The organism is Vagococcus changpingensis (assembly GCF_058211775.1).
The window spans coordinates 1-16,938 of the sequence record NZ_JBYVZB010000006.1; the positions used below are offsets into that span (position 1 = coordinate 1).

11 protein-coding genes and 3 pseudogenes are annotated in these 16,938 nt (G+C 33.4%); 2 read left to right on the forward strand and 12 right to left on the reverse strand.

All coding sequences use genetic code 11. From position 1 onward, the window contains the following. Both AC37UB_RS09375 and AC37UB_RS09380 read right to left on the reverse strand, forming a co-directional pair. The coding region (locus AC37UB_RS09375) for an Ig-like domain-containing protein (protein ID WP_490685640.1) at positions 1–2,263 on the reverse strand (2,263 nt) is incomplete at its 3' end. A 441-nt stretch (positions 2,264–2,704) separates the two neighbouring features. Continuing rightward, a pseudogene (locus tag AC37UB_RS09380) lies at positions 2,705–3,526 on the reverse strand (IS30 family transposase); the annotation flags it as partial. On the opposite strand from AC37UB_RS09380, the gene AC37UB_RS09385 reads away from it, so the two are divergent. Further along, positions 3,524–3,646: a transposase gene (locus AC37UB_RS09385; protein WP_490685660.1), complete on the forward strand. Its 123-nt coding sequence runs from the start codon at positions 3,524–3,526 to the stop codon at positions 3,644–3,646. The pseudogene AC37UB_RS09380 and the gene AC37UB_RS09385 sit on opposite strands and share 3 nt — an antisense overlap. Positions 3,647–3,808: 162 nt before the next feature. On the opposite strand, the gene AC37UB_RS09390 is transcribed toward AC37UB_RS09385, so the two are convergent. The 6 genes from AC37UB_RS09390 to AC37UB_RS09415 form a co-directional block, all read right to left on the reverse strand. After that, a complete protein-coding gene (locus AC37UB_RS09390) occupies positions 3,809–7,513 on the reverse strand; it encodes a Cna B-type domain-containing protein (protein ID WP_490685641.1) in 3,705 nt (1,234 codons plus the stop codon). Positions 7,514–7,775: 262 nt separating this feature from the next. Continuing rightward, on the reverse strand, positions 7,776–8,546 hold the full coding sequence (locus AC37UB_RS09395) for an IclR family transcriptional regulator (protein ID WP_242093906.1): 771 nt from the start codon (positions 8,544–8,546) through the stop codon (positions 7,776–7,778). 96 nt (positions 8,547–8,642) lie between these two features. Next, positions 8,643–9,515, reverse strand: a complete 873-nt coding sequence (gene pepI / locus AC37UB_RS09400; protein ID WP_490685642.1) for a proline iminopeptidase — start codon at positions 9,513–9,515, stop codon at positions 8,643–8,645. A gap of 93 nt (positions 9,516–9,608) precedes the next feature. Beyond that, positions 9,609–10,721: a VanZ family protein gene (locus AC37UB_RS09405; RefSeq protein ID WP_117973869.1), complete on the reverse strand. Its 1,113-nt coding sequence runs from the start codon at positions 10,719–10,721 to the stop codon at positions 9,609–9,611. 36 nt (positions 10,722–10,757) lie between these two features. Then, the gene (locus AC37UB_RS09410) at positions 10,758–11,078 is read right to left on the reverse strand and encodes a PTS sugar transporter subunit IIA (protein ID WP_199500931.1); all 321 of its coding nucleotides are present in this window, start codon (positions 11,076–11,078) and stop codon (positions 10,758–10,760) included. Positions 11,079–11,229: 151 nt separating this feature from the next. Further along, the gene (locus AC37UB_RS09415; protein ID WP_117973871.1) at positions 11,230–11,454 is read right to left on the reverse strand and encodes a hypothetical protein; all 225 of its coding nucleotides are present in this window, start codon (positions 11,452–11,454) and stop codon (positions 11,230–11,232) included. A 95-nt stretch (positions 11,455–11,549) separates the two neighbouring features. Here AC37UB_RS09415 and AC37UB_RS09420 point away from each other — a divergent pair. Continuing rightward, a pseudogene (locus tag AC37UB_RS09420) lies at positions 11,550–11,999 on the forward strand (IS30 family transposase); the annotation flags it as partial. Here AC37UB_RS09420 and AC37UB_RS09425 read toward each other — a convergent pair. The 4 genes and pseudogenes from AC37UB_RS09425 to AC37UB_RS09440 all read right to left on the reverse strand — a co-directional run bounded on the left by AC37UB_RS09425 (position 11,984) and on the right by AC37UB_RS09440 (position 16,917). Then, a pseudogene (locus tag AC37UB_RS09425) lies at positions 11,984–12,211 on the reverse strand (C1 family peptidase). The pseudogenes AC37UB_RS09420 and AC37UB_RS09425 overlap by 16 nt on opposite strands. Positions 12,212–12,489: 278 nt before the next feature. Beyond that, a complete protein-coding gene (locus AC37UB_RS09430; protein WP_490685643.1) occupies positions 12,490–14,013 on the reverse strand; it encodes an amino acid permease in 1,524 nt (507 codons plus the stop codon). A 22-nt stretch (positions 14,014–14,035) separates the two neighbouring features. Beyond that, positions 14,036–15,436: a C69 family dipeptidase gene (locus tag AC37UB_RS09435; protein ID WP_117973878.1), complete on the reverse strand. Its 1,401-nt coding sequence runs from the start codon at positions 15,434–15,436 to the stop codon at positions 14,036–14,038. A gap of 77 nt (positions 15,437–15,513) precedes the next feature. After that, entirely contained in the window at positions 15,514–16,917 is a 1,404-nt protein-coding gene (locus AC37UB_RS09440) for a C69 family dipeptidase (protein ID WP_490685644.1), read from the reverse strand. Positions 16,918–16,938: the final 21 nt, after the last annotated feature.

Consider the following 16,938-nt stretch of genomic DNA (forward strand, 5'->3'; position numbering starts at 1 on the left):
CTTTTTCTAAAGGTCGATCGGTTTTAACAGTAAACGTACCATCTTCCGCTACGGTTCCTTTTCCAATCACCTTATTATCTTTATCCTTGATTGTGAGCTCATCGCCACCAACCCCTTTGCCGGATACCTTTTGATCTCCTTCTGTTGGTTGGTTGACGGTTGGTTTATGGGCGTCTTTATCGAATGGTTTTTCTGCCACCGTTGTGGTCCCTGGGGTCCCTTCTTTGCCATCGGTCGTTGGGGTCACCGTTAATTCTTCCCCTTTTTCTAAAGGTCGATCGGTTTTAACAGTAAACGTACCATCTTCCGCTACGGTTCCTTTTCCAATCACCTTATTATCTTTATCCTTGATTGTGAGCTCATCGCCACCAACCCCTTTGCCGGATACTACTTGCTCTCCTTCTGTTGGTTGGTTGACGGTTGGTTTATGGGCGTCTTTATCGAATGGTTTTTCTGCCACCGTTGTGGTCCCTGGGGTCCCTTCTTTGCCATCGGTCGTTGGAGTCACCGTTAATTCTTCCCCTTTTTCTAAAGGTCGATCGGTTTTAACAGTAAACGTACCATCTTCCGCTACGGTTCCTTTTCCAATCACCTTATTATCTTTATCCTTGATTGTGAGCTCATCGCCACCAACCCCTTTGCCGGATACTACTTGCTCTCCTTCTGTTGGTTGGTTGACGGTTGGTTTATGGGCATCTTTATCGAATGGTTTTTCTGCCACCGTTGTGGTCCCTGGGGTCCCTTCTTTGCCATCGGTCGTTGGGGTCACCGTTAATTCTTCCCCTTTTTCTAAAGGTCGATCGGTTTTAACAGTAAACGTGCCATCTTCCGCTACGGTTCCTTTTCCAATCACTTTATTGTCTTTATCCTTGATCGTGATCTTATCGCCACCAACCCCTTTGCCGGATACCTTTTGCTCTCCTTCTGTTGGTTGGTTGACCGTTGGTTTATGGGCGTCTTTATCGAATGGTTTTTCTGCCACCGTTGTAGTCCCCGGGGTCCCTTCTTTGCCATCGGTCGTTGGGATAACGGTTAATTCTTCCCCTTTTTCTAACGGTCGATCGGTTTTAACAGTAAACGTGCCATCTTCCGCTACGGTTCCTTTTCCAATCACCTTATTGTCTTTATCCTTGATTGTTAGCTCATCGCCACCAACCCCTTTGCCGGATACTACTTGCTCTCCTTCTGTTGGTTGGTTGACGGTCGGTTTATGGGCGTCTTTATCGAATGGTTTTTCTCTCTCTACTGAAACTGCTTTAATTTTAGCGACACCTTCCGTAATTTGGCTCAGAACGTCTTTTCCAGTAGCATCAAAAGTACTCTTTCTATATTGTGACAATAAACTATCAACTTCTTTTAAAGCTTTTTCTTTTGCACCTTTTTTAGCATCGGTAACTGCATTTATTTCTGCCTTTTTAGATTTGGCCTCATCTTCAAATTGTTTAAACCCTGAATCTTGATTTTTAAAATCTTCGCTAGCTTGCTCTAATTTTGCTCCTATTGTACTATTATATAAACTAGTTACATCAGACAAGCTATCAAAGTCAGTTACTTCACTTAAAGATTTCATATCGTCTATATAAGCTTTGTCTACAATAGATATAGACTTTTCAAAAGTTTTATTTTTTTCTTCTTCCGTAAAGTTACTTAACATCATTATGCCTTTTCTATTGCTCTCAACATCCTGCTTAGAAAAAAGAAAAATAATATTTCTATTTGGATTAATGACTAGGGAAGTTCCATCAATAAAATGGATAACCGTATTACCGTCTGCAAAAGCTCTTTCATTGCCAAATGCCTCATTCCCTGAGAAATCAACTCTTAACATAACAGTAGGTTGCCCTAAAATATTAGTTTCGCCTATTATTTTTGCCTTAGAATTGGTCTTAGTACTATTTTTTCCATTATTTAATTGGAACTCGATATAATCTACATCAGAAGCTTCTTTACCCTTAATTTCATAGAGTAGGTTTAAATAAGAATTACTACCATCTGTCTGTGCTGTAGATCCTGATTCAACTCTCAATATTGGTGGATAATATTGTTGTTTATAGTTTACTACAGTATCTGCATGAACAGTAATAGAAGATAATCCTGACAGAGTGTTTACATTACTAGAAATTGACTCTAAACCAATCATCGTCGTGATAATTGCTGCATAAACCCATACTTTTTTTACTTTCCTCCTTTTATATCTATGTATTTTATCTTGAGGTTTAGCATTTAAAAAGTTCACTATCTTCTTCTTTTGTTTATCATTCATAAATTAACACTCCCTATTTATATATTTTTTCACTGTGCTGATTAGTTTAATATTAATACAAAAAAGCAGCAGTTTTTTATCTATATTTGCTTTTTTATAACTTAAACAACACAATATGAAGCGCAATACATACTTTTTAACAATAAATAACCTTATAGCCATCATATTGTAGATATATATATATTTATGCCATTCGTTTTATATAAATGATACAATTTAAGTTCTAAAAAGTAAAGAATAAAGACCTAATTCCAAAAATGCACTTTTTTATTATTTTACGTCTGATAAATATACAAAATTTGATTATACATTATATGGGTTTTACGGACTTCGTTTATTATAAGAAAATAGAGTTAAGTAGCGTACCCACAAAAGTTAAGCTGTATATTTTTGACATGGATAAAAAACTCACCTACCTTTATTTTTTTACATTTCCATTTGTCAAATTAATCTAGGCAAAATATCATTGTCTACATAACTTAAAAATACTTCCAATGGTGTTTATAGTTTAATAATTTTCTAGGAATATTATTTCTTTTAGATGCGATAGATTGGATAAAAGATTCCTCAACTTCGTTGAAATCAATTTGATTAAGTAATCTATCTTTGCGTAATAACCTATTATATTGTTCATTTAAACCTCCTTGTTAGGATGTTCTTGGATCAGCAAAATAACTATCAATATCATTTCGATTGCTGATTGATTTCCAATTAGAAAATTCTTTACCACAATCGAATGTGATTGATTGAAATAGATGGCATGGTGGCTGTTTAAGCCAATTATTTAAACTATTTTCGATATCTATTTCTCGTATAATTATTGGTTTTAACGTAATAATCACTTTTGATAGTCTTTCAACGAGTGTGATAACATCAGTTTTATGGGCTTTCAAAAAAAGAGGTTGACTCAAAAGTCACTTTTTTATGAAAATTACTAAACTAAGGAAACAGAAATACCATGAAGTCATCGTTCTAACAAACTTATTTCATGGAATTTTTCTATTTTAAGACTTTTGGGTCCAGCCACTTTATTATTAGAGAGTTGATAGTCCTTATTACGTTGATAGATAGTTATTTAAAGGCTTGTTTGCCTCTTTTTTCTTTATAACCATTCGCTTTCCTTTTACCTTTCATAGGTAATGCAGTCAACTCAAACAGACCTTGCTTAAATAATCTATAAAGAGTACTGATAGAACATGAATTAGAAAACTCAGCACGACCAATAATGACATCTGGAGTCCATCCTTGAACAACCTTCTTTTGTTAGACGGTCTTAACAATAAAATTAAAGTCATTAAACGTGTGATCTATGGCTATCGAAACTTTCTACTATTCAAACGACCTATCTTTTTGATTCAAGATCAAGTTTTTCAGGTTAAATAAAAAAGCGAGAGAATTTCTTCCCTCACTTCAATTAATTCTATTTCATTTTTAAGACTTTTTTATCAACATTATTGTCCATCAACACGATTTGACATAGAGCCTATTTTCTTTGGTTGGAAATACAATTTAAGTATATCACAAACGTTTTTTTAGTTGTCTATCTTAATTTTTAAATCGACGTTTTAAAAAGTAAAGCAGTATAATTATCAAAATAGTTACTAACCCTATTATAGAGAATATATAATTATACGATTCACCAGTTTTTGGTAATATTTTACTAAGAAGGCTTTTATCTGAATGGTTTGTTGATGATCGTGTAATATTATGAGAATTAGTAATAATAATATTACCTTTGTTAGTATCATCTATGGTCATTGTATAACCATCTATTTTATCAATTTCTTTTACTGTATAAATAACATCAGTACCATTTTGCTTTAACGCTAAATCGTTCCATGTTGTTGTCCACTTGTTGGAATCATTTAATTCTACTGGTTTTCCTGACTTAATGCCATTTGCGTACAATTGAACAGAAATTTTATTCGGTCTTAATCCATCTTGGTTATTGCCATCATTCCATGCCTTTGTTACAGATACGCTAGTTTTTCCAGGAGTATAAGTATTGATAATATCCGTACCAGAAATTTCAGTTGAATAATCAGGAATAGTATTTTCTGTAATAGAATACACAATTTCTTTACCATCATTGAATTTATCTAAATCGGTAAAATTATAACTCCAATTATCTTTCTTTGATACTTCTTTGGAATCAACGATTTTGCCATCCGCTAAGAGGTTAACGGTAATAGAGTCTGGGCGTTTTCCTTCTCGATTATTGTCATCGTTCCATATCTTCCTGCCGCTAATAGCTGTTTTTTCAGGTGAATAAGTATTAGTTATATTATAACCATCAATAGATGTTGTATATCCATTAACGGGTTCTTCAATAACTGTATAAGTAATCTTTTTCCCATCTTTATATACAGGTAATCCGGTAAAACGATACTCCCAATTAGTCGTTTCATCGACTATTTTTTTAGCTTCAGGTTCTTTTTCATTTCCATTAGCAATTAAATAAACAGTAATAGATTTAGGTCGCTTTCCATCTTTATTGTTAGCATCATTCCACGTTTTGATACCTTTAATATCAGTCACTTCTGAAGTATAATGGTTAACTAAATTTGTTCCATTAATAGTAGTTTCATAATGAGGGATTGGTTCTTCTTGAATAGTATATTTTATTTCTTGTCCGTTTTTATATTTATCTAAATTATCAAATTCGTATGACCAAACACCAGACTTATCAGGTGTTACCTCTTGTTGCTTTATACGCTCACCATCTGCATAAAGATACACAATAATTGATTTAGGACGTTTCCCATCGTTATTGTTATCATCATCCCACGTTTTAGTTCCTGATATTTTTGTTTTATCTACAGCATGAGTATTTAATAAATTTATGTCATTTACTGTTAGATTGTATCCAGGTACAGGAATTTCCTTAATAGTATACTCTATTTCTTTCCCATTACTATTTTTAGGTAGATCTGTAAATGTGTATACCCAATTGGTTTCTTCTGTAACTATTTGACGATCAACTTCAACGCCATTTGCATATAAAATAGCTGTAATTTTATTTGGCCGAATGCCGTCTTGATTATCTTGGTCATGCCATAATTTTGATCCAGTAACTGTTGTTGTTTCTGGAGTATGTGTGTTTGTTATATTCACTCCATCAATCTTTGTTTCATATCCCTCTACTGGTATTTCCTGTACAGTATAGTTAATTTTTTTCCCTTGTGAATAGACAGGCAGATCATTAAATTCATATAACCAATTATCTGATGCCGTCACAATTTTTCGAGCTGTTTCAACGCCATTTGCGTATAAAATGATTGTAATTTTATCCGGTCGAATACCATCTTGATCATTGCCATCATTCCAAGTCTTTTCACCTTGAATCTTTGTTAATTCAACATCATGCTTATTTGTAATAATAATATTTCCATGATCAGCATCATCAACAGTTGTTGTATAACCTGGTATATTTTTGGAACCATTCACTTCTTCAACTGTATATTTAATTTTTTCTCCACTATCCATTAAAGGTAAATCCGGCCATGTTGTTGACCAGTTATTCTTTTCATCTAACAATACAACAGAACCTACCTCTACCTTACCTTTTTCAGTTTGTTTATAAAGTTGAACTTCAATACTACTTGGTCGAATGTTATCTTGATTATTATTGTCATCCCACATCTTAGCGACTGAAACGCTCGTTTTTCCTGGAGTATAAGAATTTGTAATCGTTGTGCCATTCACTTCAGTTGAATAGTCAGGAACGGTATCTTCTGCAATGCTATAAACTATTTTCTTTCCATTCGCATATACAGGTAAATTTGTAAATTCATAAGTCCAATGACCTTCTGAATTAGGTGTTACAATTTTTTCATCTATTTCCTCACCATCTGCTAATAAATTAACAGTCACTGAATTAGGGCGCTTATTATCCTGATTATTCTGATCATCCCAAACTTTTTCACCGGATATTTCAGTCACTTCTGGACTATAAGAATTCGTAATGGTAGTAGATAATTGATCTCTATCTGTTGTGATAGATGAACTATAAGGATCTATTTCTCCTAACTCTTTCACACTATACTCGATTTTTTTCCCATTCGTAATAGCATCTAATTCATTCCATGTATATTGCCAATTATTATTAGTATTTAATGTTATGGGATCTCCTAATTTTTGATTATTAGCATATAACTGGACAGTTATCTCTTTTGGTCTTTTACCATCTTGATTATTCTGATCATCCCATTTTTTGTAGACAGAATAATGTGTTTGATCGACGATGTCAATTGATTTTTCAGTCGATAGTACTTTACTAAATTTATACCCACCCAATACTGGTTGTTTATTATTTCTATTGTCATAATGAGTAGTAAATGCTTTATCTGAAGTAACTGTTGCACTTGCTGATACTATAAGTTTTGATTGTGATTCTTGCAAAAGATTTTTAGGTACTTGTATATATATTTTATTATTTGATTGCGGTGTTATAGTAACGTCCTTAGTCACATCACGTTTTTGACTCTTATCTTCGATTGACACTGTATACTTGATATCTTTAACATCGAACGATTCAGTTGATCCTGACTTTACAATAGTAGTTGAAAAAATATATGTATCATCATCTTCACTTTCTTTAGATAATTCTGTTGCTTCATATTGAATATTATTAATAACATTTAACGAATCGGTATACGTTGGATTATAAAAATTTTTATTTTTATTTGCTTCGTTAATTAATGCAATAACCTCAGGATTATTTTTAATTACATTACGACTCATCGGAAATTGTGTAGGATTAGTAAAATGCCAAATTGCTAATTGTGTATAGACATACTTATTGTAAAAATTAGCCTTATTAAAGCTATCTATAGGACTTTTTCCACCACTTTTATTTGGTGTGTTTTTATTCCATTTAAGGTTTTCAATATTATTATAAAAATTTGACGATAACCAATTAATTTCTGGTATTAATTGTTTACTAGGTTCTAACGTATTTAATTCTCCATCAGTTGGATTATATTTGCGTTCGTCTAAACAAAAGTACATATTATTTTCCTTATCTCCAATAATAGAAATATTAAAAACATCATTAGCACTGTTCAATTTAACAATATCTTCCTTAATTTGATATCCATAGACTAGGTAAACACGATCATCAATATGTTTATTTTGATTAGGTAATATCCCCGTGATTTCTGAATTCGATGATGCCCATACCAAATCAGTTTTAATAACTAGGCAAATAGAAAAACAAATTAGCATCATAATAAAATATAGTTTTTTCAATTTTTTCTCCTTTAACATATTTATTTAAATTTTCATTTTAGTTTAAATTATACCGTAAAAAATACTTTGTAACAATATTTTTAAGATAGTGTCAATAACTTTATTGCTAGGCAGTGATAGTGTTCTAAGTAACCCGAAAAACAAAAATCATTTATGATGTACTCAAATTGTCTTTCTAACAAAAGAAAACAAGGAGAGTAATCACAAATGATTTTTTTTAGTTATTTTGCTTAATTTTACAATCAACATAATTTGTTTACATTTAATTCAAATTTTTTTCAATAGTATTTTTTGCCTCTAACATGTTATCAATCACATAATTTCTAAATTCTTCATTTACTCTAAATTTCGGCATACTAACACTAAATGCTCCTTCAATCCGTCCTTGTTTAGTCATTATAGGCATAGCAATACAATAACAATCTTCTTCCATTTCCTCATCATCATAGGCAATATTCGTTTCTTTTATTTTCTGTAATTCTTTCTTCATCAAAAATTTATTAGTAATAGTATTTTCTGTATAAGCCTGTAGCGGAACTGTTTTAAAGTAGTGATCTAATTCTTCATCATTATATGCCGATAAAAATACTTTTCCCATTCCTGTCGAATAAAGAGGTTTTCTTGCTCCAACCTTAGATGACATATAAATCGACTTTTCCTTAGGTTCTAGTTTATCGATATAGATCAATTCATTATTATTTGACATCCCTAAATGAATTGTTTCATCTACTTCTAACTGAAGTTTTTCTAAACTGGGCTCAGCTATGTTTTTTAACATCGAATTACTTGAATATACTTGACTATATTTTACTATGCTAGGACCTAAATAATATGTTTTACTTTTTTCATTTCGTGTTACATATCCAATCAGTATTAATGTATCTAATATTTTTAACGCGGTAGATGTTGTCAGCCCTGATAATTCTGCAACCTCTTTCAGTGTAACATCGCCTGTTGTTTCTGCTAAGCAATCTAATATTTTAGCCGCTTTAATCAATACTGTTCCATATGGTTTCAATTGATTGTCTTTCACGCTTTCACCTCATTATTTCCTAATAAGAAACGGAATGTTCTTATTAGGAAATTGTACCATAGATTAGTAAAAATAGGTAGTATCCTCTTAACCTGCTCACTTTTCAAGCCAACTAGCTAGTAGGTTAATGTATTTATCTCGTTCTTCTACAAACGGCATATGTCGACTGTGTTGAAATAACTCCCAGGTTGCGTTTGGAATTTCATCATACATTGTTTTGGCAAGTACAGGGGTACACAAGTCATTCGCCCCACTAATAATTAAGGCAGGCACCTTAATCTGATGCAATTGAGCGGTATAATCAAATGTTTTTAATGTTCCCATAGGAAAGAATTCATTTGGTCCCCACGCATACAGATAAGCTTGCTCTCCTCTGGTTTTTTGACGTCTAAGAGGTTCCGGAGATGTTTTAGTTGGCATATCACCTGCATGTCGTTGCATAAATAGGTCATTTGCTTTTAAATACTCTGGTTTTGAGAAATCATTGTTTGCTTCAGCATATGCTATAGCCTCTTGCTCTTTTTCATCCATTAATTTGATTAAACGATGTTGCTCTTGTTTCCATAATTCCGCAGACGATAAGGTACTCGATAAAATAATACTGTCTACACCACTAGGTTTTTTGTCACACATATATTTAAGAAGCAACATCCCTCCCCATGACTGCCCAAGGATATGTACTCTCTCTAGACCTAAATATTCTCTTAATGTAATCAACTCATCTAGCCATGTTTTAGCTGTCCATAGCTCTGGTTTATTAGGAATAGATGACAAACCACACCCTAATTGATCATACATGATTAGTTGCCGCCCATCCTCTGCCAGTTCATCCAATAATTCAAAATAATTGTGTGTCGACCCTGGTCCTCCATGTAACAACAATAAAGGGGTTTTTTCAGATACTTCTCCGACAATGCGATAATATGTTTGATAATGTAAAAATGGCATGTATCCTTCGGTAACCTTCATTTTCTCTCCTACTTTCTCATGACTATTTATAAAGTATCATATCATTTACACACAATGAAACCTACCTCTTCATGTTAAAAGGTAGGTTCATATTTATTTTCTGATGAAAATTATTCTAGATAAGTGATTAAAAAATACAACATCTTTTTTATTAATCCAATCTCTTACAATAATAAATAAAAAACTCGCCCACACAAAATATACGATAAGTGAATACAATAGTTGGAATAGAATCATATAGATATTCTCTGAATAAAAATCATAAATACTTTGCCCCAAACGACTGACAAGTGACGGAGTAAAAATAAGAATAAAACGATAGATAAGCGACGTGATGGGTTTCTTTTCTGGCAAGCGTATTGTGAGTTTGATTATTTTCCCTCCTACAGTTGTCCCTTTCATCATAAAAGGCAGAACTACCATGAAAAGAAAACTTATCACTAATTTTATTGAATACATATCACTTTCTCGAAAAATAAACGTTGATAACAGCGAGCCAATCATTTGAGAAACAGCCAATGTTAGTAGGACTTCAACTAGTTGAGACCCATAGGATGCAATATGATCGGATGTGTAACTATCATCTTGTTTATGTAGTTGATCTCGACTCGGAACAAAGAATAATAATATTGGCGCAACAAAAAAGCCAATCATTCCTCCTAAAGTATTCATCATCAAATCATCCACATCAAATAAACGATATGGGTACTCATAGTATCCAAATAAAGCCGTTAACTGTGATACCTCAAAAAATAATGTCGTACTAAATATAATCGGTAATGCGACGCACCATTTGTTCGCTTTCTTAAAAAAGAAACGTAAATACACCCCTAAAGGCAATAGTAACATGATATTAAAAATAACTTGTAAAAACGTAAAAGACTTCACTAACTTGATATATGTCCTAGGATTGCCTGCTTCAAATCCTGGTATGGTTGTAAAATCCTTTAAAAAATTAAAAGGTTTTAACTGAGTATACACATGATGCTTAAATTCTATATCGTGTCGATTTTTAGGTAGTGGCAAGCTCACTAGAAAAAAAGCGGTCAAACAATAATAGATAAAACTAAAAAATACTAAGTTACGCCAAAAGTTAAAATAACCATATTTTCGGTATTGATAAATCGTCCACGGAGCAGTCCCAATAAATGATATTACAGCAAAACAAATAATTGCCGTTGATAAGGGGACAGCGTATGATGGCATAATATTCCCTTCTTTCTAAAATTATAAATTTTTCTTTTACCTTCCATTAATCACTTTATATAAATCAACCATTTCTTTGGCTAAATCAGTAAAGGATATACTCGTCATCAAATGGTCTTGACTATGTACAGTAAGAAGTGTTACCTCTATTGGATCTCCTTGAGCTTCTTTAGTTAGCATCTCCGTTTGAGATTGATGCGCCCTTATCAAAGATTCTTTCGCCTCATTTAAACTTACTTCTGCTGCTGAAAAATCGTTTGCCTTTGCTGCCTGAATTGCTTCCATCGCATGACTTTTAGCATCTCCACTATGCATAATGAGTCCCATAACCATTTGCATATTTTTCTCATCCATCACACATCACCCATCCTTATGTCTATAGTCATTCATCGCTCAAAAAAGGTATACATAACGCTGACCTAATTTTAGTTCACTTTCTTAGGATTTGTCAATAAAATAAAAGGTTCATAAATGGGCTGGCTTAACCTCTTAGACAGTCATTATACTGTTATTTTTTAGTTGTATCATTTGGTGTTGTAGATGAACTTGATCCGGTTGTTGTATCAAGACTTTCGTTGATTACTGCCGTGGTTTGAGTGATGACTTTACTTCCTAATTGTTTATTAAATTCATTCATGGTTTCATTTGAAACAAACGTCTGTTTAATTGGCATGCCCATTTGATATAAAATGTCTGTTGGAATATTGGATAATGCGTTTTTGGGGTTAGTCAAAGTCGTCAATTTCTCATGTAAATGGGGCCTTTATCTACCTAATCATAACGTTTAGAAGCTTGATAAATACCAAACGCAAGTAGTAATACAATCATGAGTTTCCTAATTCATGTTCTATCCGTACTCATTCTAGATTCTTTAAGTAAGGCCTGTTTGACTTGATCGCATTTCCTATGAAAGTTAAAAGGAAAGCGAATGGTTATAAAGTAAAAAGAGGCAAACAAGCCTTTAAAAGAACTATCCATCAACGTCATAAGGATTATCGACTCTTTAATAATAAACTTGGCCACCCTCAAGGTGACACAATTGTTGGAAAAGACCATAAAAGTACTGCTGTCATACTCGTTGAAAGACGATCAAAAGTGATTATTACGTTAAAATCAATAGGTAGAAGAGCAATAGATATCGAAAATAGTTTAAATAATTGGTTTAAACAGCTTCCGCGCCATCTATTTAAATCAATCACATTTGATTTTGGTAAAGAATTTTCTAATTGGAATTCAATTAGTAATTCGAATGATATTGGTATTTATTTTGCTGATCCTGAAATGTCATAGAAAAATAGATAATTTTGTGATAATTCAAAGTTTTCAATGTTGTATTGTTTTTCTATTGGTAATCGGATCACATTCACACATGAAAATATTCAGCAGAGTCCACTATGACGCTGATTCGTTACTTGGTGAGTATCCACCTCAATTGAAAAGTTAAAATTATTAACGTCAATTGATTGGATATTTTCTGCTGCTTTAAACAAGCCACTAGTTGTCGCAGCTGTTTGGGCAACTTGATTTCCTCAGTTTGAATTGAAAGCTTTCTTCATTTCATTGAGTCGTTCACTAGTAAGTGGTCTAGACATATAAAACATTCCATTCCTAAATTTATCATTTTATTGATACACTTATATATCACTCCGTTTGTATGTATATCTCTCGTTGTTTTTGGGAATCTCACACAACTTTTTATGGTGTGTTAACTAAATTTTTGTACAAAATAATAACTGCTTACCTAAAAAGATAAACAGTTATTTCGTTATTATTTATTTGTTATTTGGGTACTATCTTTTGCCATCTCTTTTTGTACATCAGTTAACCAGCTAGCTTTTTTCTTGTTATAGATGATTAAAGGGATACTAAATAGAATACCGACAAAGATTAAAACAAAGATTAAGTTTTCAATCGTATTACTCATAAAGGTTAACGTTAAAGCAAACACGATAGTTACCATCAGTAAACCAGCAAAGAAGAATCCAAGACCATTTCCTTTTTTACCTACACGGAAAGGGTGTTCTGTATCAGGTGATTTTCTTCTCATCGCAATAAATCCTAAAGCCATTAATGTATAAGCTAGACAATAGATCATTGTGCCACTATTTGTGATAATAACGAATACTTTGTTAATTCCAGGGATGACAACGTATGCTCCTGACAAAATAGTAATCGCAATCGCTTGAACAAATAGTAAGGTATTTGATGAGTTAAATTTATTTGTTTTCCAGAATTTGAATTTTTCTGGGAAGTCTCCTTCTCTTGCACTTGCAGTGATTGTTTTTTGAGCACTGATAAACCATGTGGACATATTAGTCAACACACTCACAATAGAAAGTAAGCAGAAGATTTGGACAACAAAATATGGTAATCCTAAACGATCAGCAAACAATTGTAATGGCTGAGCACCATTGTTTAATTGGATTTTACCTGCTGGGATAACATTTGCTACTAAAAATGAGTTAACCAATGAGAACAACGCTAATAAAATAAGGGATGTAATAACACCTTTAGCATATTGTTGAGATGGTTTTTTCAGACGAGTAATAAACACAGAAGACATCTCTATTCCTAAGAAAATAAAGATAATCCCACTAAAGTACATTCCAGAACCACTTGTGAACGATTTAGGAACTAATTTTGACCATGAAAAGGTTCCTAATATACTATCTGGGTTTAAACCAATTTTTACAAAGGTAAACACACCAAGTATAAATAGCATCACAACAGGAATATACAAACCTAACCAAATACCAAATTTACCATTTACTTTTGCCATGTCGAATTTTAAATTCAACAGTGTCATACACCAAACTAATCCTAAAATAACCGCCAATGTAAACATCGAATTCTCGATTAAACTTTCTTTCTTCAGTAACAACGCAACCATTGGTGCAAACCCAGTTCCTACTACAACCATAGAAGGAAACATCGCTGCCCAAATGAGCCAAGAGGTCACAAATCCCCACTTAGGTCCCAGGGTGTTTTTAACCCACAACTCTGGACCACCTTGACCAGGAAATGTTGTCCCAAACTCTCCAGACATTAAAGCAATTGGTAAAGCAAACCCAATCACGGCAATACCCATGAATAAAAACATGTTCCATCCTGTTGCCGTCAATGTTGAATAATACGGACCTGCTACAAGAGAGAATGTTAACCCAATAAATGTTGCTAATGTTATTTTTGATAAAGCACCTTTTTTACTTGCAGTGTTATTTCCTTGTGCATTAGTTGCTACCGGTTTAACACTTGAAGCAGCAGATGCCTTACTACCACTTTTGTTTTCCATAATACGTTCTCCTCACTTATTTTTATACGTCTTTGGTTATATCAAAGGTGAGTTTAGATAGGCCTAACCCTTTCTTAACCAATTCACCGATATGAGTCATGGTTAAATGATTCATTTCTTCTATATTTTGTTTGTTTTGTTTTGTTAAAAAGTCTGTTACATCTCCAGATTGCATGGCTTTGTACGCACGATCTGTTTCCAATACCATGTGATTTGCCAGTTGTCTAGCGGCACTTAGGTAATCAAAATTAACTGTTTTTAATACGTCATAATCACGCTCTACTAAAACAGCGAGTGTACGGTGCATCCAGTAAGCTTGAGTGATATCATAAGTCATACTTGTATTGTTGTATGATGGTGCTGTGTCGTTACTATTTGCGTAGAAAGGCACATACGGATTGAAGGCGGTTGGACCACTATTAATCCAAGTAATCGCTGCAATCTCTTCTGGTACATCATTTCTGATTTCTAAAATATGCGACTGTGATGTACGATTCATTGAAATCGGTCTAAATAATTTTCTAGATGCATCATCTGACGCGTTAAATGGATCATAAATTGTTTCATCATAGTGTGAACTTAATACAGCCCCTACATCTTCATAACTCAATTTACGATTTGGTTTAAACACAAATGGCATGTCACTACTTCTTGGGTCTTCTACTTTATGCCCCAAATAATTTTGTCCGTACCATACACGTGGTGTGTTGTATTCTCTATCTTCTTTTGAACTTGTACCAAAAATATGACGGAAGTTAAATCCTTCATAATCTGGGTTCAAATGATAGGTTTCGACAAATTCTCGTAATCCTTCTGAATACATAAAGTTTTCTGGGTCATTGAAATCAACTTCTTCAATGATTGATTGATTGGCAATCACCGCACAACAGTCATCTGGTACGCGTTGTGCGATCCAATGATGGCCACATGGTATTTCCATGTACCATATTTCGTCTTTATCACTAAAGATAACGCCGTTTCCTTCATGAGAACCATATTCTTCAATGAGTTTTCCTAAATAAGTCACTCCTTCTCTAGCAGAAGAAATATAAGGTAATACCACACTAACTAAAGAATCTTCACCAAGTCCATCTGTTAAAGGATCAATAGCCAAAACTTTTGTGTTGCTGAAAATACTTTCAGTTGCACTCATTGCCACATTTTTTGAGTTGATACCAGACTCACCAAAAATACCGTATTTTTTATATTGAATGTAAGGCACCATCTGGTATCTAAGTGATTTCTTAGGGTAGTTTTCTTTAAAATGTGTTAAGTATGATTTGTAAACACCTTCAGTCACATCATTTTCAGGAACCACAATAAACTTTACTGGTTCAATAACGATTTCTGCGTCACAGTTTCTAGCGATGAGCGTTGCTCCATTCATCGTTGCCTTTTTTCCTACTACGACAGTTGTACACATAAATATTCCCTCTTCCTTCATTTCCATAGTTTTAATGAGAAAAGGATAATCGCTGGGATTATCCTTTCAACGGCTTACTAAACGTCTTTAGTAATATCAAAAGTCAGTTTAGATAATCCCAAACCTCTTTGAACTAAATCACCAATATGTTTCATAGCTAAAGCATTCATTTTGTCAATATTTTTATTGTTTTGTTCTGTTAGGAATTCTTCAACGTTTGATACGTTTCCTTCTTTAAAAGCCTTGTCTGTTTCCAACACAAGATGTTTGGCTAGCGTTTTTGCAGATGTTAAGTAGTCAAAGTTCACTGAAGATAATTTATTGTAATCACGTTCTACCAACACAGCTAATGTGCGATACATCCAGTATGCTTGGTTAATATCATAGCTATCTGTTGTATCACGGTAGCTTTTTGGTGTATCTAAACTATTAGCGAAGAATGGTACATATGGGTTAAAGGCTGTCGGAGCACTATTTAACCAAATAATTGCAGCGATTTCTTCAGGTACGTTGTTTCTGATTTCTAAAATATGAGATTCAGCCGTACGGTTCATAGAGATTGGTCTAAATACATTGCGATCGACATCACTCTCAGAATTAAATGGATCATAGATTGTTTCATCAAAGTGTGAACTTAGTACAGCAGCCACATCATTAACTGTCAGTAAACGATTTGGTTTAAAGACAAACGGCATATCGCTACTTCTAGGATCTTCTACTTTATGACCTAAATAGTTTTGACCATACCACACACGGGCAGTATTATATTGTCTGTCTTCTTTTGTACTTGTTCCAAAAATATGGCGGAAATTAAATCCTTCATAATCTGGGTTTAATTGATACTCATCAACAAATTCACGAATTCCTTCAGAATACATAAAGTTTTCTGGGTCGTTAAAATTAATTTCTTCAATGATTGATTGGTTGGCAATCACAGCGCAGCAATCATCTGGCACGCGTTGAGCAACCCAATGATGACCACATGGGATTTCCATATACCACACTTCATCTTTATCACTAAAAATGACACCATTTCCTTCATGGGAACCATGTTCTTTAATCAGTTGACCTAAATAAGTCACACCATCTCTTGCTGATTCAATATATGGTAAGACCATATTAAGTAATGAATCTTCACCTAAACCAGCTGGAGTTAATGGGTCAATGGCTAAAACATCTGTATTTGAGAAAATACTTTCTGTTGAGCTCATGGCCACATTTTTTGAGTTAATTCCAGCTTCACCAAAAATACCAAGTTTACTTTCATCCAAAAATGGCACCATTGTATATTTCAATGATTTGTTTGGGTATTTCTCAGTAAATTTCGTCATATTACTTTTATAGATACCACTCACATGAGCATCTTCAGCAACGGTAATAAAACGAACGGGTTGGATAGGTTCTTCAGAGTCACAGTTTCTAGCAATCAATGTTGATCCTGTTCTAGAGGCTTTTTTTCCCACAACAACGGTTGTACACATACTATTTCCTTCTTTCTATTA